Annotated in this window: 11 protein-coding genes; 1 reads left to right on the forward strand and 10 read right to left on the reverse strand. The window is 37.4% G+C overall.

The features are described 5' to 3' along the window. Positions 1 to 38 precede the first annotated feature (38 nt). From ACFOUY_RS17710 to ACFOUY_RS17740, 7 genes are all read right to left on the reverse strand, one after another. A complete protein-coding gene (locus ACFOUY_RS17710; protein ID WP_378962553.1) occupies positions 39 to 941 on the reverse strand; it encodes an AraC family transcriptional regulator in 903 nt (300 codons plus the stop codon). Between the two features lie 218 nt (positions 942 to 1159). Then, on the reverse strand, positions 1160 to 2398 hold the full coding sequence (locus ACFOUY_RS17715; protein WP_378962554.1) for an NAD(P)/FAD-dependent oxidoreductase: 1239 nt from the start codon (positions 2396 to 2398) through the stop codon (positions 1160 to 1162). Between the two features lie 76 nt (positions 2399 to 2474). Then, on the reverse strand, positions 2475 to 3476 hold the full coding sequence (locus ACFOUY_RS17720; RefSeq protein WP_378962555.1) for a 4-hydroxyproline epimerase: 1002 nt from the start codon (positions 3474 to 3476) through the stop codon (positions 2475 to 2477). Between the two features lies 1 nt (position 3477). Next, a complete protein-coding gene (locus ACFOUY_RS17725; RefSeq protein WP_378962557.1) occupies positions 3478 to 5055 on the reverse strand; it encodes an aldehyde dehydrogenase (NADP(+)) in 1578 nt (525 codons plus the stop codon). A gap of 14 nt (positions 5056 to 5069) precedes the next feature. Then, positions 5070 to 5987 carry a dihydrodipicolinate synthase family protein gene (locus tag ACFOUY_RS17730; RefSeq protein ID WP_378962558.1) on the reverse strand — a complete coding sequence of 306 codons (918 nt, stop codon included), beginning with the start codon at positions 5985 to 5987 and terminating at the stop codon, positions 5070 to 5072. Between the two features lie 306 nt (positions 5988 to 6293). Then, positions 6294 to 7970, reverse strand: a complete 1677-nt coding sequence (locus tag ACFOUY_RS17735; protein WP_378962559.1) for a M1 family metallopeptidase — start codon at positions 7968 to 7970, stop codon at positions 6294 to 6296. Positions 7971 to 7980: 10 nt separating this feature from the next. Next, entirely contained in the window at positions 7981 to 9378 is a 1398-nt protein-coding gene (locus ACFOUY_RS17740; RefSeq protein WP_378962560.1) for an aminopeptidase P family protein, read from the reverse strand. A 330-nt stretch (positions 9379 to 9708) separates the two neighbouring features. Between ACFOUY_RS17740 and ACFOUY_RS17745 the strand changes: the two genes are divergently transcribed. Further along, complete coding sequence (locus tag ACFOUY_RS17745) at positions 9709 to 11670, forward strand: glycoside hydrolase family 97 protein (protein WP_378962561.1); 1962 nt, start codon at positions 9709 to 9711, stop codon at positions 11668 to 11670. Positions 11671 to 12406: 736 nt separating this feature from the next. On the opposite strand, the gene ACFOUY_RS17750 is transcribed toward ACFOUY_RS17745, so the two are convergent. The 3 genes from ACFOUY_RS17750 to ACFOUY_RS17760 form a co-directional block, all read right to left on the reverse strand. Further along, a complete protein-coding gene (locus tag ACFOUY_RS17750; RefSeq protein WP_378962562.1) occupies positions 12407 to 15172 on the reverse strand; it encodes a DUF5695 domain-containing protein in 2766 nt (921 codons plus the stop codon). Between the two features lie 220 nt (positions 15173 to 15392). Beyond that, the gene (locus ACFOUY_RS17755) at positions 15393 to 16790 is read right to left on the reverse strand and encodes a SusD/RagB family nutrient-binding outer membrane lipoprotein (protein WP_378962563.1); all 1398 of its coding nucleotides are present in this window, start codon (positions 16788 to 16790) and stop codon (positions 15393 to 15395) included. A 25-nt stretch (positions 16791 to 16815) separates the two neighbouring features. Further along, entirely contained in the window at positions 16816 to 19824 is a 3009-nt protein-coding gene (locus tag ACFOUY_RS17760) for a SusC/RagA family TonB-linked outer membrane protein (RefSeq protein ID WP_378962565.1), read from the reverse strand. Positions 19825 to 19868: the final 44 nt, after the last annotated feature.

Consider the following 19868-nt stretch of genomic DNA (forward strand, 5'->3'; position numbering starts at 1 on the left):
ATCAGACAATTTTATAAGAAAAAAATATTATGTAAACCTTAAGAACCTACGTAACTTACCCTACTTACATTATTATAGGTATCCATGTAGGCTCTTGGAGACTGGCCAATAATACTTTTAAATACCCTGTTAAAATTGGTAATACTATTAAAACCAGCTTTGTAGGCAACACCAGAAATGCAGTCTGCTTTTTCACCAGAAATCAGGCTTTTACAAGCATCATTTATACGTACTTCATTTAGAAAAGAAACGAACGTATGGCTGGTGTGCTTTTTAAAGTAACGGCAAAATGCTTGTGGCGTCATAAATGCAGCGTTTGCGACATCTTCAAGTGTAATTTGATTATTATAGTTTTCGGTGATAAAATTGATGATTTTACTCAATCGCATTCCTTCGTGCTCACTAACATTTGAAGAATACATGTCAGAACAAAGTGGATCAACATTTTCATTTAAATCCTGAAGACCTCTCATCAACTTCAAAAAGTTAAATAAAACATCCTCTCCAGAAGCTTCGTGCACAGCAAGCATTTTTTTTGCAATTTCTTTAGTAAAGCCCTGTTGAATTTTAAAGCCGTGTTTATGACGCGTCAAAAATGAGTTGGCCATTTTCATTTCAGGGAGATTAAATAAAGCACTCAGAATACCATTTGAATTGAAGTAAATAGAGCAAGCTTTTATTGTTTTATTTTCATTACCAGCAAAATATTCTGGATTACTTTTAAAAAGATGTGGCAATTTTGCGCCAATCAGAAAAATGTCGCCAGAACGAAAAGCATGCATATCATTACCAGCAATTAGCGTACCCTCGCCACGCTGCACCCATGTAATTTGCCATTCATCATGACGGTGCAAATATTGATAAAAATAAGGTAATTCAATATGCTCTGAGATTACACTCTTGTCGTCGGGAACAAGCATAGTAAATGGTAGTACTTTCATGGTTTGGTTGGTTTGTTGATTACGAAATGAATATAAGGATATTAACTTTTAAATCGAAATAAACGCCAAATAATGTTAAAATACGGTTACTTTCTGATAATATTTAACAGCTACTAACATTAACTAAGTTTAAAACCTCATTCAGTATAATAAACATAAACACCTGATAATAAACAACATTCAATTGAATCTATTCTATAAAGCTTAAAACACAGCGACTATCGTATTGCATAAGGCTCCATTTTTAACTCTGGGGTTTGTTCGGCTACAATTTGGCTTACTAATAATCCAGTTGCAGGACCTAAACTCAAGCCCATCATCCCATGTCCGGTGGCTACAATTAAATTCTCTTTTTGTGTACTTCTTCCAATATAAGGCAAGCCATCGGGTGATGAAGGTCTGAACCCATACCAAACATCTTCTTGTTGTGGAAGTTCGGGATGCAAATCGGGAAAATATTTTGGTATAGATTCTACGATTCCCTTTACCCTAACCATATTAATCCTAGTGTTAATTTTATCCAATTCCATTGTACCTCCATAGCGAATGCAGCCATTCATTGGGGTAATAGCCACTCTCGCCTCGCAAAGCAAAGCCGGAATAGTTAAGCGGTTTAAGGGTTCTTTCTCCATAAAAGAATAACCTTTCCCTGGCATGAGTGAAATATTCAAATCGACCATTTTGGCTATTGCCGGCGACCACGAACCTGTAGCAATTACGTATTGATCTGCCTCCCAACTGGTATCGCCAGTAAAAACTTTTGTAATGCGATTGCCTGATGATTCGATTCTATCAACTTCTTTATTGCGGATAATTTTTACGTTATTTTTTTCGAGATACGTAAGTAATGCATTCATCAGCTTCGCTGGATACAAATGCGCATCGCAACGATAGTGCACAGCTCCCAAAACATCTAAATTTAATTTTGGCTGAAGCAATTTACATTCATCAGCATTTAAAACGGCCATATCTAAACCAAGTTCTATTGCCCGTTTTGCTAAATGCGCTTCTTCTTCTCCTGCTTTCTCTGTTTTATAATAAGCAAGAATGCCGTTGTTTGTTAATTCGAAATCGAAATCTGGTTCTTTAGCTAAATCTTCGTAAAGCTTTTTACTCAATAAAGATAAATCGCGTAGAGGTTCTGCAGCTTGATTAACATGTTTGTTTGTTGCATGTTTCATAAATTTTAATCCCCAGCTGATAAGGTTTCCATTTAACGACGGACGTACGTAAAACGGACTTTTGCTGTTAAACATCCACCGAATTCCCTGGCTAATCATTCCTGGTGCTGCAAGTGGGACAAAATGACTGGGCACAATCATACCAGCATTACCAAAAGAACAATTATCGCGGATATCGCCTTTATCAAGCACTGTTACTTCGAACCCTTTTTTTTGCAGGTAATAAGCTGAACTTAAACCCATAATTCCACCACCTATGATTAAAACCTTCGCCATGCGATATTTCTATTTTTAGTAATTTAATGAAAAAGCCGATGTAAATAGTTCAACATCGGCTATAGTATTTTTGAATTTATATGACCTGAAAACCATAAGCATAAGGGTCGTCTTCAGCATCAATTTTTATGGTATTGTACCCAAATACTTTTGCCCAACCTTCTACACTTGGAATAATGGCTTTAATACCGTTTAAATCTACTTCTTCTTCTACTCTTCCGGTAAATTTGCTACCAATGAAACTTTCGTGAATAAAATCTTCACCTTGTTTTAATTTTCCCTTGGCGTACCATTGCGCCATGCGAGCTGATGTTCCTGTTCCGCAAGGCGACCTATCGATAGCTTTATCGCCATAAAAAACTGCATTTCTTGCGGTAGATGTTGGGTCTAAAGTTTTACCTGTCCACAAAATATGGCTGCAACCATTAATCGTCTCATCAAGCGGGTGCACAAAAGTATATTGCTCATTAATGCGTTTACGTATGGCCTGGCTCCACGTAATCAGCTGCGAAGCGGTATAATTTTCAAGTCCAGGGAAGTTTTCCTGAGGATCTACAATGGCATAAAAATTTCCGCCGTAAGCAACATCAAAGGTTAATAAACCTAAATCCGGGCATTCTATTTGTAAGTTTTCGGCAGCCAGATAAGAGGCCACATTTTTCAGTTTTACTGATTTAACTTTTTTTCCTTCCTGTTTATATTCTATTAAAACAAGACCAGCAGGTGCTTCCATACGGATTACCCCAGGTATTTTCGGTTGGATAAGGCCTTCTTCAATCGCAATAGTTATGGTTCCGATGGTTCCATGCCCACACATAGGTAAGCAGCCACTGGTTTCGATAAAAAGAACAGCAACATCATTTTCTGGGTTATGAGGTGGATATAAAATACTGCCCGACATCATATCATGTCCTCGTGGTTCGAACATTAAACCTGTTCTAATCCAGTCGAATTCTTTTAAAAAATGTTGACGCTTTTCGCTCATGTTCGAGCCGTTAAGCTGTGGGCCACCTCCAGCAACCAGCCTAACCGGATTTCCGCAGGTATGTGCATCCACACAAAAAAAAGTTTTACTCATATTATTTGGTTAAAAGCTGGTTAACTGTTCTGAAAATACCGAGTGGATTTCCGTCCTTCAATTCATCTGGCAATAAATCTTGCTCCCAATCTTGGTAAGCCAACGGCCTTACAAAACGTGAAACTGCTGTAGAACCTACGGAAGTAAAACGGCTATCGTTTGTTGCAGGGAATGGTCCGCCGTGTTGCATTGCCGCACAAACTTCTACACCCGTAGGCACACCATTTAAAATAATTCTTCCGGTTTTATCGGTTAAAATATTCAGTAATGAAGTGTAGTTTTTCAGTTCATCTTCTGCAGCCATTAAAGTTACCGTAAGTTGTCCTTCTAATACTTCAACCGCAGCTTCCAATTCTGCAAGATTATTGGCTGCAACCAAAAGCGAATATGGGCCGAAAATTTCTTCCCGAAGCTTAGGATTTTTGATAAAATCGCTGGCTTTTACCTGTGCAATTCTGGCTTCTGACTGGTTCTGCAACGCTTCGTTTTTCACTGTTGAAACCGCTAAAAGTTCAACACCCGATTCGCTTATAACTTCGTCTGATAATTTACCGTAATTTTTGGCGATACCTTCTGTAAGCATTGTTGCCGATGGAATAGTTGAAACAGCTTCAGCAAGTACCTTTTTAAAAGTGTTTAATTTAGGCGTTTCAAGCGCTAAAAGTAGACCTGGATTGGTACAAAACTGCCCGGCACCAAGCGTAATTGATGCAGCATATTTTTTAGCCAGTTCTTCTGCTTGTGCTTCTATCGCCTTTGGCAATAAAATTACTGGATTGATACTCCCCATTTCGGCAAAAACCGGAATAGGGTTTTCTCTTTCTTGCGCCAGATTAACCAAAGCCATACCACCGTTAAACGACCCTGTAAAAGTTACGGCCTTAGTGAGTGGATGTTTTACCAATGCAGAACCGATGGTATAACCATCATCATAAAGCATAGAAAAAACACCTTTTGGCATATCAGTTTTTTCTACTGCCTTTATTATTGCACCCGCAACAAGTGCATTTGTGCCGTAATGTGCCGGGTGTGCTTTTACTATTACTGGGCAACCAGAGGCAAGTGCCGAAGCGGTATCGCCACCAGCAACAGAAAAAGCTAAAGGAAAATTACTCGCTCCAAATACCACAACCGGGCCAATTGGAATTAGCATTCTGCGAATATCTGGTTTAGGTAAAGGTAGCCTATCTGGTTGAGCGGTATCAATAATCGCATCTACCCAAGAACCTTCGGAAATTAAATTAGCAAATAACCTTAACTGCCCGGTTGTTCGCCCAAGTTCGCCTTGAAGGCGAGGCAAAGGCAAACCACTTTCAGCCGAAGCCCGGTTAACCAGTTCATCGCCAAGTGCCGCAATTTCATCGGCAATTGTATTTAAAAATGTAGCCTTTTTATCTTTATTTAGATTTCTGTAAATTTTAAAAGCTTCGGTTGCAGATTTTAAAGCTTGGTTTACTTCGTTTTCACTTGCTTTATAAAATTCACCATCTAAAAAGACACCCGTTGCCGGATTTATCGCCTTCAAACTCACACCATCAACAGTTACATACGCTGAGGCTACAATATTTTTTCCGTTCATATTTGGTTTTTAAACTATTTGCCCCAGCTGCCTACAGGTAACTCCGGACGAACAGCTAATGCATCATTAATAATTTTTAATACTTTTTCACGCTCCTTACCCTCTATTGCTAAACGTGGCGCACGTACTGCTTCAGTACCCAAACCTGTTGCAACTTCTGCAAGCTTAATATATTGAACCAATTTTGGATGAATATCAAGTTCAAGAACTGGTAAAAACCAGCGATAAATTGTTAAAGCCTCTGCAATGCGATTTTGTTTTACTAATCTAAAAATAGCAACTGTTTCTCTTGGAAAAGCATCAACCAAACCAGCAACCCAACCATCTGCCCCCATTACAATACTTTCCATCGCTAAAGGATCTACACCAGTAAAAATCTTGAAACGGTCGCCAAAACGGTTAATCAAACGGGTTACGTTAGAAACATCTCTTGTCGATTCTTTAATAGCCTGAATATTACTGTACTTGGTTAACACTTCAAACATATCTAAAGTTACTTCAATTTTATAATCTACCGGATTGTTGTAAATCATAATTGGCAACTTTGTGCTTTCTGCAATGGCACCAAAAAATACTAGAGTTTCTTCTGGCGAAGCATAATAGCGCATTGGAGGCAACAACATTAAACCGTTTGCGCCAAGGGATTCTGCTTTTAATGCAACCTCAATTGCTTTTTTAGTTGTAGCCTCAGCAATATTTAAAAGAACTGGCACACGACCATTTACGACTTCTAAAGTATGCGATAATAGACCGAACTTTTCTTCATCGGTAAGTACGCTGGCTTCGCCCAATGAACCACCTAAAATAATCCCTTCTGCACCTGCTTCTAACTGTGCTTCTAAATTTACATCGAAAGCTGCAAAATCTAATTCATCGTTTGCTGTAAACTTGGTTGTTACAGCAGGGAAAACCCCAGTCCATTTTATACTCATTTTATTTTCTTTTTTATTGATTACGTTTAAAAGCACGTTGCTGGCAGTAAGTCCTGAAATAATTCAATCAGTTTTTAGAAGCATTAAATAAACCCTTTAGGGAACAAAGCCATTCAACGTTTTTCAAAGTTAATTCATAGCCTTTCGGGAAGATTATTGGATTTTAACCAATAATGGCTATAAATGCACCATTAATTAACCGATGGTTATTTGATGAAAAAGAATAATGAATTAAAAATTTTAGTGCATAAAAAAACTGGCCAAATCTTTTTAATGATTCGGGCCAGCTCACATTACGATATTAATCTATTTCGTATTTTTCACATTAACATAGTACATAAACTCGATTGATTGTTTGCTGAAAAGGTCGTTTTGACCAGCTACAAGGCTTACATTTTGCCATTCCTCCGAAGGAACGATTTTTATACTTTTAACACCTCCTTTTTTTAGTGTTAATGGTAAATTGAATCCTTTTATACAATCTATGTATCGATAAAAAGCCTTTCCATCTTTAATATAATATTCGAAAGTAGGAATTTGAATGGTGCGCAAATATTGGTCAAAAACCTTTGCGTAGTTGAAACCTGCTTTTTTAGAAACATAAGATTCTACTTGAGCTGAAGTTACCGTTTTGTGGTAAAAAGTTTGATTTAAGCCTCGCAAAATCGAACGAAATAATTCATCATTATCTAATCCATGTCTGATAGAATGCAGCATATTACCACCTTTTGGATACATATCGCCGCTGCCTTGTGCATTTACACCATAAGCAGGAATAATTGGTTTATCGTTATGAATACCTTTTCTTATCCCAAAATTATATTCATTTCCGGCTTTGTTACCAAATATATAATCAACAAAAAGGGTTTCGCTGTAATTGGTAAATCCTTCGTGTACCCACATATCAGCAAGATCGTTCGTGGTAATGTTATTGCCAAACCACTCGTGCCCGCTTTCGTGGATGATGATAAAATCCCATTTTAATCCCCAACCATCGCCAGACATATCGCGACCGCGATAACCGAATTTATACCAGTTGCCATAAGATACAGCCGATTGATGCTCCATACCAGTATGCGAAGCATCGATTAGTTGATAACCATCTTCATAAAAAGGATACGGTCCGAACCAATATTCGAAACTCTTCAACATTTTATGAACCTGATCTGGCATATAGGTTTTAGCCTTTGGTAAATTGTAATCCAAAACCCAATAATTCAAATCTAAAGGACCTTTTTCACCTGCATATTTTTCTTTAAAGTTTACATATTTTCCAATGTAAGGAATGATGCAATAGTTACTAATCGGATTTTCTACATTGTATTTATAAGTTGCTGTACCATCATTGTTATTCTTTTTGAATACCAAACGACCATTTCCGATTGCAACAAGCGTATCAGGAACTGTCATTGTTAGCGAAGCACCTTTATCTGGCTCATCACTTTGATGATCTTTATTCGGATACCAAACAGAAGCACCCAAACCTTGACAGGCAACCGTCATCCAGGGGCGAGAAAGGGAATCAGTTGTAAAAATGAAACCGCCATCCCAGGGTGCTCTTTTTGCCTGATGCACCTTACCATGATAAAAAATATGAACATTATTTTGTGCCGCTAATTTTTGCGCAGGAACATGCACATACCAAACGCTTCCATTATGCTCAAACTTCAGCTTAGAAGACTCATTATACACCACACTATCTATAATTAATGGCTCTTGCAGATCGATTTGCATACGCACATTACCACTATTGGCTTTAACCACTTTGTATACAATTTTATTAGCACCAGTTATGCTTTTATCATTGTAATCTGGTTTTACCGAAAGCTCATAACGCTGCACATCCCACCAGGTACGCTCAGGCGTTAAACTGCCTCTTAAAGTATCTGCAAGCTTATAAACTGGCTTTTGTTCTTGAGCCTTAATGATGTTTGAACAGGCCACTAGCATCATTAGTAATGTGATGTGAGATAATATTTTCATGTATTTATTTTTAAAAAGCTTCGTTTCTAATGGCTTCAATTTCGGTGGTTGTTAAAGCAAGATGTTTACCTAACATGCGATGGCTATTTTCAGTAATCAGGAAATCGTCTTCTACCCTAATCCCTGTAAAATTTCGGAATTGTGCTAATTTATCGTAGTTAATAAATTCTGTGAACTGCCCCTCTGCTTCCCATCTGTCAATTAATTCGGGAATAATATAAATTCCAGGTTCAACGGTTAAAACATATCCAGTTTTCAAAGCCTTACCTAATCTTAAAGATTTAAGTCCGAATTGGCTCGTATTTTTTAGAAGCTCGCCTGTATAACCAACGTATTGTTCGCCAAGGTCTTCCATATCGTGTACATCAAGCCCCATCATGTGACCAGTTCCACACTGAAAAAACATCGCGTGTGCGCCTGCTTCAACTGCATCATCGATATTACCTTTCATTAAGCCCATATCTTTTAAACCTTGTGTCAAAGTTTTACAAGACGTTAAATGGACATCGAAATAACGTACGCCAGGTGCCAATAAATTTTTAGCATTGGTATATGCTTCCAGAACTACATCATAAACATCTTTTTGTTCAGCTGTAAATTTTTTAGAAACAGGAAAAGTACGTGTTAAATCGCCCGCATAGCCCATTGCGGTTTCCACACCCGAATCGTTTAAAACCATTTGCCCTTCTTGAAGCTGGTTGCCATGATAATGGTTATGCAGAATTTCTCCACGAACGGTTAAAATAGCTGGATAAGCCAAATTCCCACCAGAAGCAAGTGCAGCTTCTTGAATTTTAGCGGCAATTTCGCGTTCGTACATTCCTGGTTTAGCATACTGCATAACCATTAAATGAATATCTGCAGATACAGATGCGGCTTTATCCAGTTCGGCAATTTCTTCACTTGATTTTACGGAGCGTTGTGCAACTACTGCTTTAATAAAAGGCACTGAAGCTGAACTTTTAATTTGTGCTACAGAAAGATTAAACCATGTAGAAAGTTTTATTTGATTTTCTGCACGATATGGTGGTAAAAACTGAACATTTCTATTCTGTTGCTGGTATTTTTTCAAATATACTTCCAGTTGCGCGGACGGCAATAGATCCGTTAATCCCGCATCTTCACTTTTTTCTTTCAGTGTTTTCTGTCTGCCCATCCACACAATATCATCAATACTCATTTCGTTGCCGAAAATGATTTCTTTACCTTCATCTAAATCGATAATCGCTGCAAGTGATGGTTCGTTGACTCCAAAATAATACAAAAAGGTACTGTCTTGCCTAAAATGGTAAGTATTATCTTTGTAATTCATCGGGCTTTCTTCGTTACCCAAAAAGAGTAGAATACCTGAACCCAACTTTGATTTTAAAACTGATCTTCTCAGAATGTAAACTTGTTTATCGAACATATTTTTTTCTGTTAAGCAAATATCCCGATTGTATTATTCATCTAATAACCTTTAAAATGAATAGCTAAAATATGGGTTGTATCTGCGAATAATAAGCTATGATTGTGGTACAAAAATCGCAAATATTTTATTCTGAAAGTTAAATAAGGGTAAAATATGCATAATACTGGCAAATTATAGCATTTATTGAGATTAAGCATTTACCTAATTTGCTGTGCTATTCATAGTGGCCTTTTAGTCATCATATAGTTTTAAAATTAAACTGTTCGATAGATAGACGAGAAATGCCAATACATAAAAAATGTAATGGCTAAAGAAAATTTTTTAACCATGAAAAAAATCATCGCTGCGATTATTCTAAACCTTTTTGCACTTCATTATGCTTTCGGAAAAGATTATCAATTGCAATCGCCAGACAAACACATTACCATTAAAGTAAGTACCGATAGTAAAATTTACTGGAGCATTTTCTATAAAAATGACATCATTTTACAGCCAAGTCAACTAGCTCTTAACCTCAATGGGAATATCCAGCCGGGAATTAACCCTGTTTTATTGAAGCAAAAATTATCGGGCGTAAATAAAAACATCACCGCAGTTATTCCTGTTAAAAGCAAAATAGTGGAGAATAACTATAATGAACTTAAGCTCGATTTTAAAGGTGGATATAGTATTTATTTCAGGGCTTATAATGATGGTGTGGCGTATCGTTTCGAAACAAACTTAAAAGAAGAACTAGAAATTAACACCGAAACTGCCGACTTTGATTTTGGCAATAATAGCCGCGTCTTCTGGCCACAAGAAAGCGACCCAAATTTCCTGTCTCACTTTGAAAGCCTGTATAAAGATTCTACCATTAATGCTTTCAACGATAAGCAGCACTCCGCTTTACCGATGTTAGTTTACGCAAAATCGGGTATTAAAATGTTAATTAGTGAAGCTGATTTATACGATTATCCAAATATGTTTCTTTTTGGTACAAGCGGAAATATATTAACTGCAGGATACCCAAAGAATATCGCCGAAAGTGTACCTGTTCGCGATAGAGGCATAAAAATCACTAAACTTGAAACACATATTGCCAAAACAAAAGGTACCAGAAAATTTCCATGGCGTAGTATTGCTATTTGTCCTGAGGATAAGGATTTGCTGGTAACTAATCTTACATACAAACTTTCTTCGCCATCGATAGTTGGTGAAACCAATTGGGTAAAACCCGGAAAAGTAGCCTGGGATTGGTGGAATGACAACAACATTTATGGCGTAGATTTTAAATCGGGCATAAATACCAAGACCTACAAATACTACATAGATTTTGCTGCCAAGTTTGGTTTGGAATATATTATGTTAGATGAAGGCTGGACAAAAACCACTACCGATTTACTTCATACAACTGCTGACATTAATTTGCAGGAAATAATTGATTATGGTAAAACAAAAAAAGTTGGTGTTTGGTTATGGACTTTATGGGGCCCGTTAGACCTTGATATGGAAAACATTTTAGCAACTTACGCTAAATGGGGAGCGGTTGGTATAAAGGTTGACTTTATGGCCAGAGCTGACCAATACATGGTAAACTTTTATGAACGAGTGGCTGCGACCGCAGCGAAGCATAATTTAATGGCTGATTTACATGGCGCTTACAAGCCCGTTGGTTTAAACCATAAGTATCCAAATGTGCTGAGCTATGAAGGCGTTCGCGGATTGGAGAATAACAAGTGGAGCGCAGAAATAACACCAGCTCATAATGTTACGCTTCCATTTATTAGAATGGCCGCCGGACCGATGGATTATACACCCGGTGCCATGATTAATGCAAATAAAAAGGATTTCAGCATTGTGTATAGTGAGCCTATGAGTATGGGAACAAGAGCGCACCAGGTGGCCATGTATGTGATGTATGAAAGTCCTTTACAAATGTTAGCAGATAATCCTTCTAATTATTTAAAAGATTCCGTTTGTACTGAGTTTATTTCGAGAATACCGACCACCTGGGACCAAACAATAGCTATTGATGGGAAAGTTGGCGAATACGCTATTATTGCCCGTAAAAAAGGCGACAAATGGTACATATCTGGAATGACAGATTGGAATGCCCGAAATTTTAAAATTGATTTACCTTTCCTCGATAATAAGACTTACCAAATGGATGTTTTAAGCGATGGTATTAATGCAGACAGACATGCTTCTGATTATAAAATCAGTCACGATAAAACCGAAAAAGGTAAAACCATTACAATAAATCTCGAAAAAGGTGGTGGTTGGTGCGCTATACTTACGCCACAATCGTAACTAAAAATAGAATATTAACCAAGTCACGTATCTTCAAAATGGTTAGTTTTTCAAAAAGCATCATTTCTAGCGAAGCCGAGAACCGAAGCTCAACGAAGTTAAATCCATTAAAATAGTAAACAAATTGAAAGGATTTCTCTATTAGCCTACCATTGATGCTAATTGTTACTCATTAATTTTAACCATTTAAGCTGCTCCATGGTCTGTGTCTTCACAGAGCATAATCACTCATTCACTTAGTTTACTTATTGTCAATGTCATTTATATTGATTTTTATGAAATAAATTAACCCACAGCTCGACAATTACCATGCAGCTTATCGGTTGTTTATTTTCATTAAACACCCCGTTCTGCGACCACCAACGGGCGGGGTGTTCTGAAGCAATTGTTTAGCTTTTTATAATTACAAATAAGAATCGAACTTAGGTTATCAAGTTGCACTCCAGTCGAAATGACGACTTAATTAAATGTTAAACACCAGACTGTGAATACTACATTTAAGTTATTAGCAGTGATTAAAATATCCTAAACCGTATTGCAGCGGAATACCCCGCCGAACTTTTTCTGTTTTATTTTTATGCAGAAATTTAGTTTTACCGCAGACTTTGGCGGGGATACAGCGGAAAGACGGGCTGCTTTAACCGATGAAATTCTACGGTACCTTTTCTAAGAATTTAAGTGCAATAAAAAGCCCCACAAAAAAAATTGCGAGGCGTGTTTTTACGTTGTAATACCTTTAATGTTGAAGCACAACTACAGTATTTTGTGTTGATGAAAGTGTAATAAGATTTGCACCACGTTCTTTTACTGCGCTGCTTTTTAGGCTGTAAGTAACTGCATTTTTTAAAATAGCAGGCTGCGAATACCTCAAAACCGCAGTTGGTGTATGACTATCGGCTTTATTTAAGCTAAGGTTGATTTCTCCAGTTAATGTATTGTATGTTAACAATTCAATCGTTCCGGCATCAAGCGTAATCCATAAACCTGCAGGTGCAACATAAACCGAAGATTTTGCCGCCGTAGTTAAATTGATTTTAACAATATTTTTAGTTTCGGTTACGTTGCCACCAAAGCCAAGCCAACCAAATTCATTGTGTTTAAGCAGATAAGATGACGTATTTACAGCATAGCCGAAAAAGCCCGAACCGTAATCGCCTGTTATACCATCATTTTTTAAGGTTGAAGGATAAGCATGGAAAGCGGCAGGCGCAAAACCATCTTCTGTGATATTAGAAATAGAACCCAATAAACCGCCATAACCTGTACGCAAAAGATAAAAATCATCAGGATTTTTGCGGTAATTGGTTAATACCGGAATGGCGTTTAGTGCAGAACCATAGTGATGAATCATGCGCTCGATACGAGAAAGTTTGCCACCGTAAAGGAAATCCCAGTAACGACGAGCATTACCGTTGTAAGCCCAATGTGGCACTACAGGCATATAAGCAAGTATAGCATCAAGCGTAGCTTTGGCTTTATCCTGATAACCGAAATAATCAGACCACATGTAAACTTCTTCCTGACCGGTAGAATCCCAAGGCATTTCGCTACCAAAAGGATAACTTAAAGAACGCCAGTGGTCGGCACGTTTTTTCATTTCATTTTCTAGGCGTGATGCTTCTGTAGTTAAGCCTTCGTTTTTAAGATCGGTTAAAATGAGGTAGAAAATTGTACCCTCCATTTGGCCAAATTGTGCATAGTAAGGCGCAATATTAACCATTGCCATACCTGTTTCGGCCGCATTTATTAAATGTTCTTTCCAGGTATTTTCTGTTACAAAACCCTTATAATTTCGGGCAAGACGATACATAACCCAATGTGCAGCGGCAACGTGAGGATAGTTGTAAGAACGGCCAAGATCGTTAGCTTCTTTTTTAGGCCAGGCTGCCCAGGTTTTAAAGTTAACATCTGTAGCATAAGTTCCTTTAGGCATAGAATCAGGTTCGTAATAGAAAAGACTTTTTCTAACACCGTATTTTTTAGGGCCATCTTTAAGCTGAATTCTGTTAAACATAACAGAATCTACAAACATTTGTAATTTATCTATTTCCGCTTTTTCGGGCTGAACGAGTTGTTTCATCATGGCCCCCAACCATGAACCAGCGCCACCTTCATCACTTAAACCGGCAATCCATGCACGACTATCCTGAACAACCTGTTGTTGCTTTTCGTAATCGTAAGTAATTGCTGAAGGACTGCGTTTAAACACATCATTTGGTTGATTAAACCACTGTTTTGTGGTTAAAAAATTACCATAGCTTGCAATTACTTTACTTTCTGGCTGAATTATTTTATAGCTGATGCTCTGCTCTAAGCCATCCTCATAAAGAATATTTAATCTGGCCCTGCCCCATGTATTGCCTTTTATGGCATAACTTTTCCAGCCGTTTTTTGTGTTGCCTAAACTTTTAATGGTTAAAGAATTAGCCGGAAACATGGTTAACGACTTAACTTTTTTAGCATAATTGATAAACAATTTCGCGTCAACATCTTGTGGTAAAACGTAACCAGGAACAGACATGGCAACTGGCCTTTTGTTTTCGATAAGTTTGGCTTCTATATTTTTAGCTGTTCCCGAAAGGATAAATTGCAAACCATAAGTTTTGGTTTCACCCGGTTTTATGATAATTGACGTTGGCTTGTTCCACTGTTCAGCAGTTTTCCATTCGTTTTCGGCATAAGCTTTACTGTAAACCATCCATTCGTAGAAACCTTCGAAGGCAATACCACGCGGGGTTTTATCATCGTTAAGCGGATTGTAAGCTTCGAAAGGGGTTTTGCCAACGGGCGCTACGATGAGCGATGGCGCATGACCGCTTAGACGAGTAACTTGCAAATAGCCAGCATCCTGACCAATATAAGGATCGTAAAAAACATTTTTTGCATGAGTTTGTTCCAACGTGCGCCCTTCGAGAATGTTATCAAAAATCATCGGAATGCCCAAGGCGCCTATCTCTACATTTTTATCGCTCTTATTTTTCAATTTGAAACTAAGCACCAATTTGCCTTGCTGTATTTCCCAAATTCTGGTAACCTGAAGTGGAATTGATGCTGGCAAAGTTGCAGCAAGATCTGCTGCAGATAAAGCCTTAGAAATATTAATACTTTTTACCGGACTACGTTTTGCAGCGGTACTATAACTCTCCCAATTTTCGGTGCCAGCACTGCGTAATTTAAGGTTGATATCGCCGAGATGATAAAGTCCATCTGAGCTACGAACTTTTAAACTATCTGATGGAGCAAAATCGAAATCTTTAACCGTCTTAGGGCGCAAGCTCGCTAAAGTTTGCGACGATTTAACCAACTTAAGATTAAAGCCCCCAGCATCGTAACTTAAGAAACCATTTTCTAAACCAAGGGTTGATGGTTTCTTAGCCAAAGCGAGCCAAGTCGATTGGGCGAAAACTTTTACATTACCAAAAAAAATAAAGGTAAAACATAATAAAGCTGCGAAATTTAGCGCCAGATTCTGATGGTGCTCGTATTTATATTTTATTAGCATAATTTAATATTTACACCTGCAAAAGAGCTTATGCGGGTCATACAACCAAAAGTATAATTTAAAAAGCAAAGCAAATATGATTTAGCTAAACATGCCAAAATTGGTAAAGAATTGGTGTATTTATGGCAAGTGCTGCGAGTCGCTTCAAATAGTTTTTCAGGTACAAAAAAAGGATACCCGGTCAAAGGTATCCTAATCTTCATTACTAACTTAAACTTAGTTAATTAACATCCCACCATAACCTATCGGTTAATTTTGCCTTTTGCTGTGGCTGTGGGTTTGCTGTAATTTCAGAATTTGGATATAAAACTCTTCTAGGAATATCTGATAATGCATTTTTAACTTTTGCTAAAACTGGAAATCCGGTACGGCGCCAATCGGTATAATTTTCTGGATTAAGATAATTAGATATCGACTTTTCTTCGATGATTAAACCCAAAGCATTTGCAGAAGTTAGTGTTCCTCTTGAGGCTATATAAGTATTCATATCGGCTGTACTTACGCCTACTTTTATCATGTGTTGTTTTACACCTTCTTGATAAAAAGGTTGCGCTGCTGCAAAACCAGAAACCACAAGCGTTGCTTCGGCTTTAATGAATAAAGCTTCTGTGTAATTTACCAAATAGTTATTGGCATTTGCACCTGCATAAAAATCAGAAGGGATTGAGTAAGACTCTAAACTTCCAATATCCTCCAGACCAATTTGTCTGCCTGTAAATAAGCCAGTTTGCTTAGCGGGTTTAACCATTTTGCTTAATCTCGGGTCGTTTCTGGTTGTAAAATTATTTACGAAAGTATTAGCAAGCACAAGAGTTGTACCTGGTAAAAAATTCTGCTGCCAAGGGTTTTCAGCACCTGCAGCACCACTGAAAGCAATTTTAGCATCATCATCATTACTTTGTATTCCATTGGTTAAGGCCGTTAAAGCCAGTTGTGCCTGAGCTGCCGGAGTTGTGCCTGGTGCTTTACTTAAATGCAAATAATAACGAGCTTTTAAAGTGTATGCCAGTTTTCTCCACTTAGCCATGTCGCCAGCATATATATAATCATCACTACCCGGTGCAAGTCCGGTGTTACGACCAATATCCGCAATACCTTCATCAAGCAAAAGCTGTATCTGAACATAAATTTGTTGCTGACTATCGTAAGTTGGGTTAGCAACATCTACACCCATAAAAGCTTTACTGTATGGAAGATCTCCCCATGCATCAGTTGCATAACCTAATGTGTAAGCGCTTAAAATTTTAGCTATCGCCGAATATTTAGAATTACCACTAGCTGCTGCTTTTGCTTTTAATAGATTGAGGTTATTAAGTGTTCTTACATAAACATTGTTCCAATCGCCATCCATGTCTACGTTGTACATAAGGTAAGTACCAAAATTTGGTGCGACCTGATTAAGTGCCGCTACCTGTAGGTATTGCTGCAGTATCAAACTTAAGTTTCCATCGCCACCTGCATTGATATTCTGTGAAACCAGCATTTCAATTGGAGGCAACATTAACGATTCTTTGACATCAATCGGTCGGTTAGGATCGTCATTTACATCTATGTACTTTTTGCATCCGGCAAGAACTACCATAAAAGCAAAACCTAAAATAAAATATATCTTTTTCATGTTATTTCTTTCTAATTGTTATTGCCTATAAAGTTAATTTTAAACTAAAGTCGATAGACCTTGACGTTGGGGTTGAGAACGAATAAATACCCTGCGATCCATTTGATGAACCGAAAGAACTTACTTCAGGGTCGCCACCTGTAAAGTGAGGTGCATAAATCCAAAGGTTTCTACCAGTTACCTGAAATCCGAGGCTTTTAAATGGTGTTTTCTTTAACCATAATGGTTTCACACTATAACCAATACTTGCGTTTCTTAATTTAACATAGGTACCATCCTGAATTACAGATTCTAAAACGCTATTTGCACGTTGGTAATAAGCTTGTCCAGAAACTGAAACCGTATTAGGCTGACCAGTGGTTGCATTAATACCGTCAACAACACGAGGACCGCGGTCTTCTGTAACTTTGGGTGTACCATAAAAATAGCCATAGCCATCCACATTATTTTGAATATCACCACCTTTTTTCATATCAAAGGCGAAACTAAAGGTAAATTGCTTGTATCTTAAATTATTAACGATACCAGCCATCCAATCTGGATTAATATCGCCAACTATACCTTGCTCATCGGCAGCAAATGGAAGCCCTGTATCATCTGTTAATAATTTACCTGCTGCATTTCTAGCGTAACGGGTACCATAAATTACACCATAAGGTTGGTTAACAAAAATAAAGGTGAAACCATTACCAACCTGAGTAAGATCTTTATAGATAGAAAGCACTTTATTTCTGATTCTGCTGTAGTTAAAAGTCAAATCCCAAGTAAAATTTTCGGTAACTACAGGTTTTGCATTTATTAACACCTCGATACCTCTATTACGCATTGATGCAGAATTTACACTAGTTGAATTAAAACCTGTAGAAGGCGCTAACGCAACCGATGGGATAATGCCATTTTTAGTTTTCTTATCGAAATAAGTAACCTCAACACCTAAACGATTTTTGAAGAAACCTGTTTCTAAACCTACCTCAAACTCATTAATTCGCTCATTTTTTAAATTTGGATCACTTAAAGTTCCGCTAATTAAGAAACCAGATTGTCCTTGATAAGGGAAAGTGATGTTTCTAATCGTTTGAGATTCGTATGGTGTAAGTAAACTATATGGGCCTATACTAGCATTACCAACCGTACTATACGAAAGCCTTAACTTACCAAAGTTCATCACATCAGATAATCCTTTCGAAAAGAAGTTTGAAAAAATGAAACTTGTTGCAGCTGAACCGTAAGGATAAAAACTATTGTCTTTAGCCAATACCGAAGTACCGTCATATCTTCCCGTTAGTGATAAAATTAAAAACTTTTTATAATCGATATTCGATTGTAAGTAAAAACCTATTTTTCGAGTAAGATAGCTCGTTTCGGTAAACTTAACAGTTGATGTAGAACCAATATTATTAAACCCAGGAATGGTAATTCCTAAACCATTGGCATAAGCATTTTGCGAATATGTAGAGATTAAGTTGTTACCTAATAATGCATCGATATTAAAATCTCCAAAACTTTTATTGGCTCTAACAATCAAATCGTTATTATACTGTCTAAAATTTGTGTTATTGTTAACAATTCTTCCGTTAGGATTTGAAACTGATAATAAAGACTCGATATACTTACCTTGCTCCACATAAACATCAGCACCAAAACGCTCGGTAATGGTTAACCAGCTTAATGGCTTATAATCTGCATTAAAAGTTGGCAAGAAACGGTTAACTATAGAAGTTTGGCTAATGTTATCTGTAACCCAATAAGGATTATTTCTGGAGAAACGAAATAAACGTTGGGTTCCATCTGGATTTGTAGAGGGTTGCAAATCATATGAAACCGGAGCCGAGAAAATTGTCCAAACCGGACTTTCAAGCGCATAACCTTCTGGTACTTTTTTATTTTTTGTATTTGCATAATTTAAAGAGAAAGTAACATTCAAATCTTTTACAATCTGTGTGCTAAATTTCCCAAAAAGCGTGTTTCTATCGAAAGATGTTGATGGAATTGTTCCTTCCTGCGCTAAATTTGTGTAAGAAAGAAAGTAAGAACTAAACGCCCCTCCTCCATTAATACCAACAGTATTTGTGTAAGTTTTTCCTGTTTTAAAAAACAAATCAGATTGATCGTAAACCTTTGCTGGCTGGCCATTAATTTTCAACGTATCCATACGAGCACCCCATGAAGTACTTGTTTTTTGATTTTCGCCATCGAAATATACGCCATTAGAGCCAAGTGAGTATTTATTTTGAATTTCTGGCAACAATGGATTTTCCATCGAAAAAGAGGAAGAAAAACTTAAAGTTGGTTTTTTGTTCTGGCTACCGGCTTTTGTAGTAATAATGATTACACCTTTTGCTCCGTCAGATCCGTATAGTGCTGTCGCTGCACCTCCTTTTAAAACGTTAATGCTTTCTATAATATTCGGATCTAAATCTGCAATCCTGTTTGTACCAGGACCAGAGTTCAGGTTACCAGTTTCATCATTATTAACTGGAATACCATCAATTACCATTAAAGCTTCATTATTACCATAAAGAGAGTTCGCACCCCTTATTACAATTCTCGAAGAACTTCCTGGCGCACCAGATGAACTTGTAATTTGTACGCCTGAAACTTTTCCCGCTAAAGCATTTACCAAATTCGGTTCTTTTGACTGGGTAATCTGATCTCCTTTTACCTCTTGCGAACTATAAGTTAAAATTCTTTTATCACGTTTAACACCGAGGGCAGTTACCACAATCTCATTTAGATTTTGTTGATCTTCAGTTAATACAACTGAAATACTACTTTGCCCATTGTTAACAACTTCTCTTGTCAGGAAGCCGATACCGCTGAAAACCAATGTAGATGGATTTACATTTTTAATTGAAAAAACGCCCTGTCCATCAGAAGAAACGCCAGTTGAAGTTCCTTTTATTTTTACGGAAATACCAGGGATTGGTCTCCCCAGTTCATCGGTAATTTTACCGCTAATTAAAGCCGTTTGACCATAAATCTGCATAAAACAGAGCATAGCCATTGTAAATAGAGTAATTTTTAGTTTGGTCATTGTATTCAATTTAGTTATTGGTCAGTCCAAAGCTAGTCTTCTCA

Origin of the sequence: Pedobacter jamesrossensis, from assembly GCF_042650905.1 — a bacterium.
In the GTDB taxonomy this organism is placed as follows: Bacteria; Bacteroidota; Bacteroidia; order Sphingobacteriales; family Sphingobacteriaceae; genus Pedobacter; species Pedobacter jamesrossensis.

Bases quoted from the DNA above. Each gene is read 5' to 3' on its own strand.
- ACFOUY_RS17720 (WP_378962555.1), bottom strand. From the start codon at position 3,476: ATGAGTAAAACTTTTTTTTGTGTGGATGCACATACCTGCGGAAATCCG.
- ACFOUY_RS17730 (WP_378962558.1), bottom strand. From the start codon at position 5,987: ATGAGTATAAAATGGACTGGGGTTTTCCCTGCTGTAACAACCAAGTTT.
- ACFOUY_RS17760 (WP_378962565.1), bottom strand. From the start codon at position 19,824: ATGACCAAACTAAAAATTACTCTATTTACAATGGCTATGCTCTGTTTT.
- ACFOUY_RS17715 (WP_378962554.1), bottom strand. From the start codon at position 2,398: ATGGCGAAGGTTTTAATCATAGGTGGTGGAATTATGGGTTTAAGTTCA.
- ACFOUY_RS17745 (WP_378962561.1), top strand. From the start codon at position 9,709: ATGAAAAAAATCATCGCTGCGATTATTCTAAACCTTTTTGCACTTCAT.
- ACFOUY_RS17735 (WP_378962559.1), bottom strand. From the start codon at position 7,970: ATGAAAATATTATCTCACATCACATTACTAATGATGCTAGTGGCCTGT.
- ACFOUY_RS17710 (WP_378962553.1), bottom strand. From the start codon at position 941: ATGAAAGTACTACCATTTACTATGCTTGTTCCCGACGACAAGAGTGTA.
- ACFOUY_RS17755 (WP_378962563.1), bottom strand. From the start codon at position 16,790: ATGAAAAAGATATATTTTATTTTAGGTTTTGCTTTTATGGTAGTTCTT.
- ACFOUY_RS17725 (WP_378962557.1), bottom strand. From the start codon at position 5,055: ATGAACGGAAAAAATATTGTAGCCTCAGCGTATGTAACTGTTGATGGT.
- ACFOUY_RS17750 (WP_378962562.1), bottom strand. From the start codon at position 15,172: ATGCTAATAAAATATAAATACGAGCACCATCAGAATCTGGCGCTAAAT.
- ACFOUY_RS17740 (WP_378962560.1), bottom strand. From the start codon at position 9,378: ATGTTCGATAAACAAGTTTACATTCTGAGAAGATCAGTTTTAAAATCA.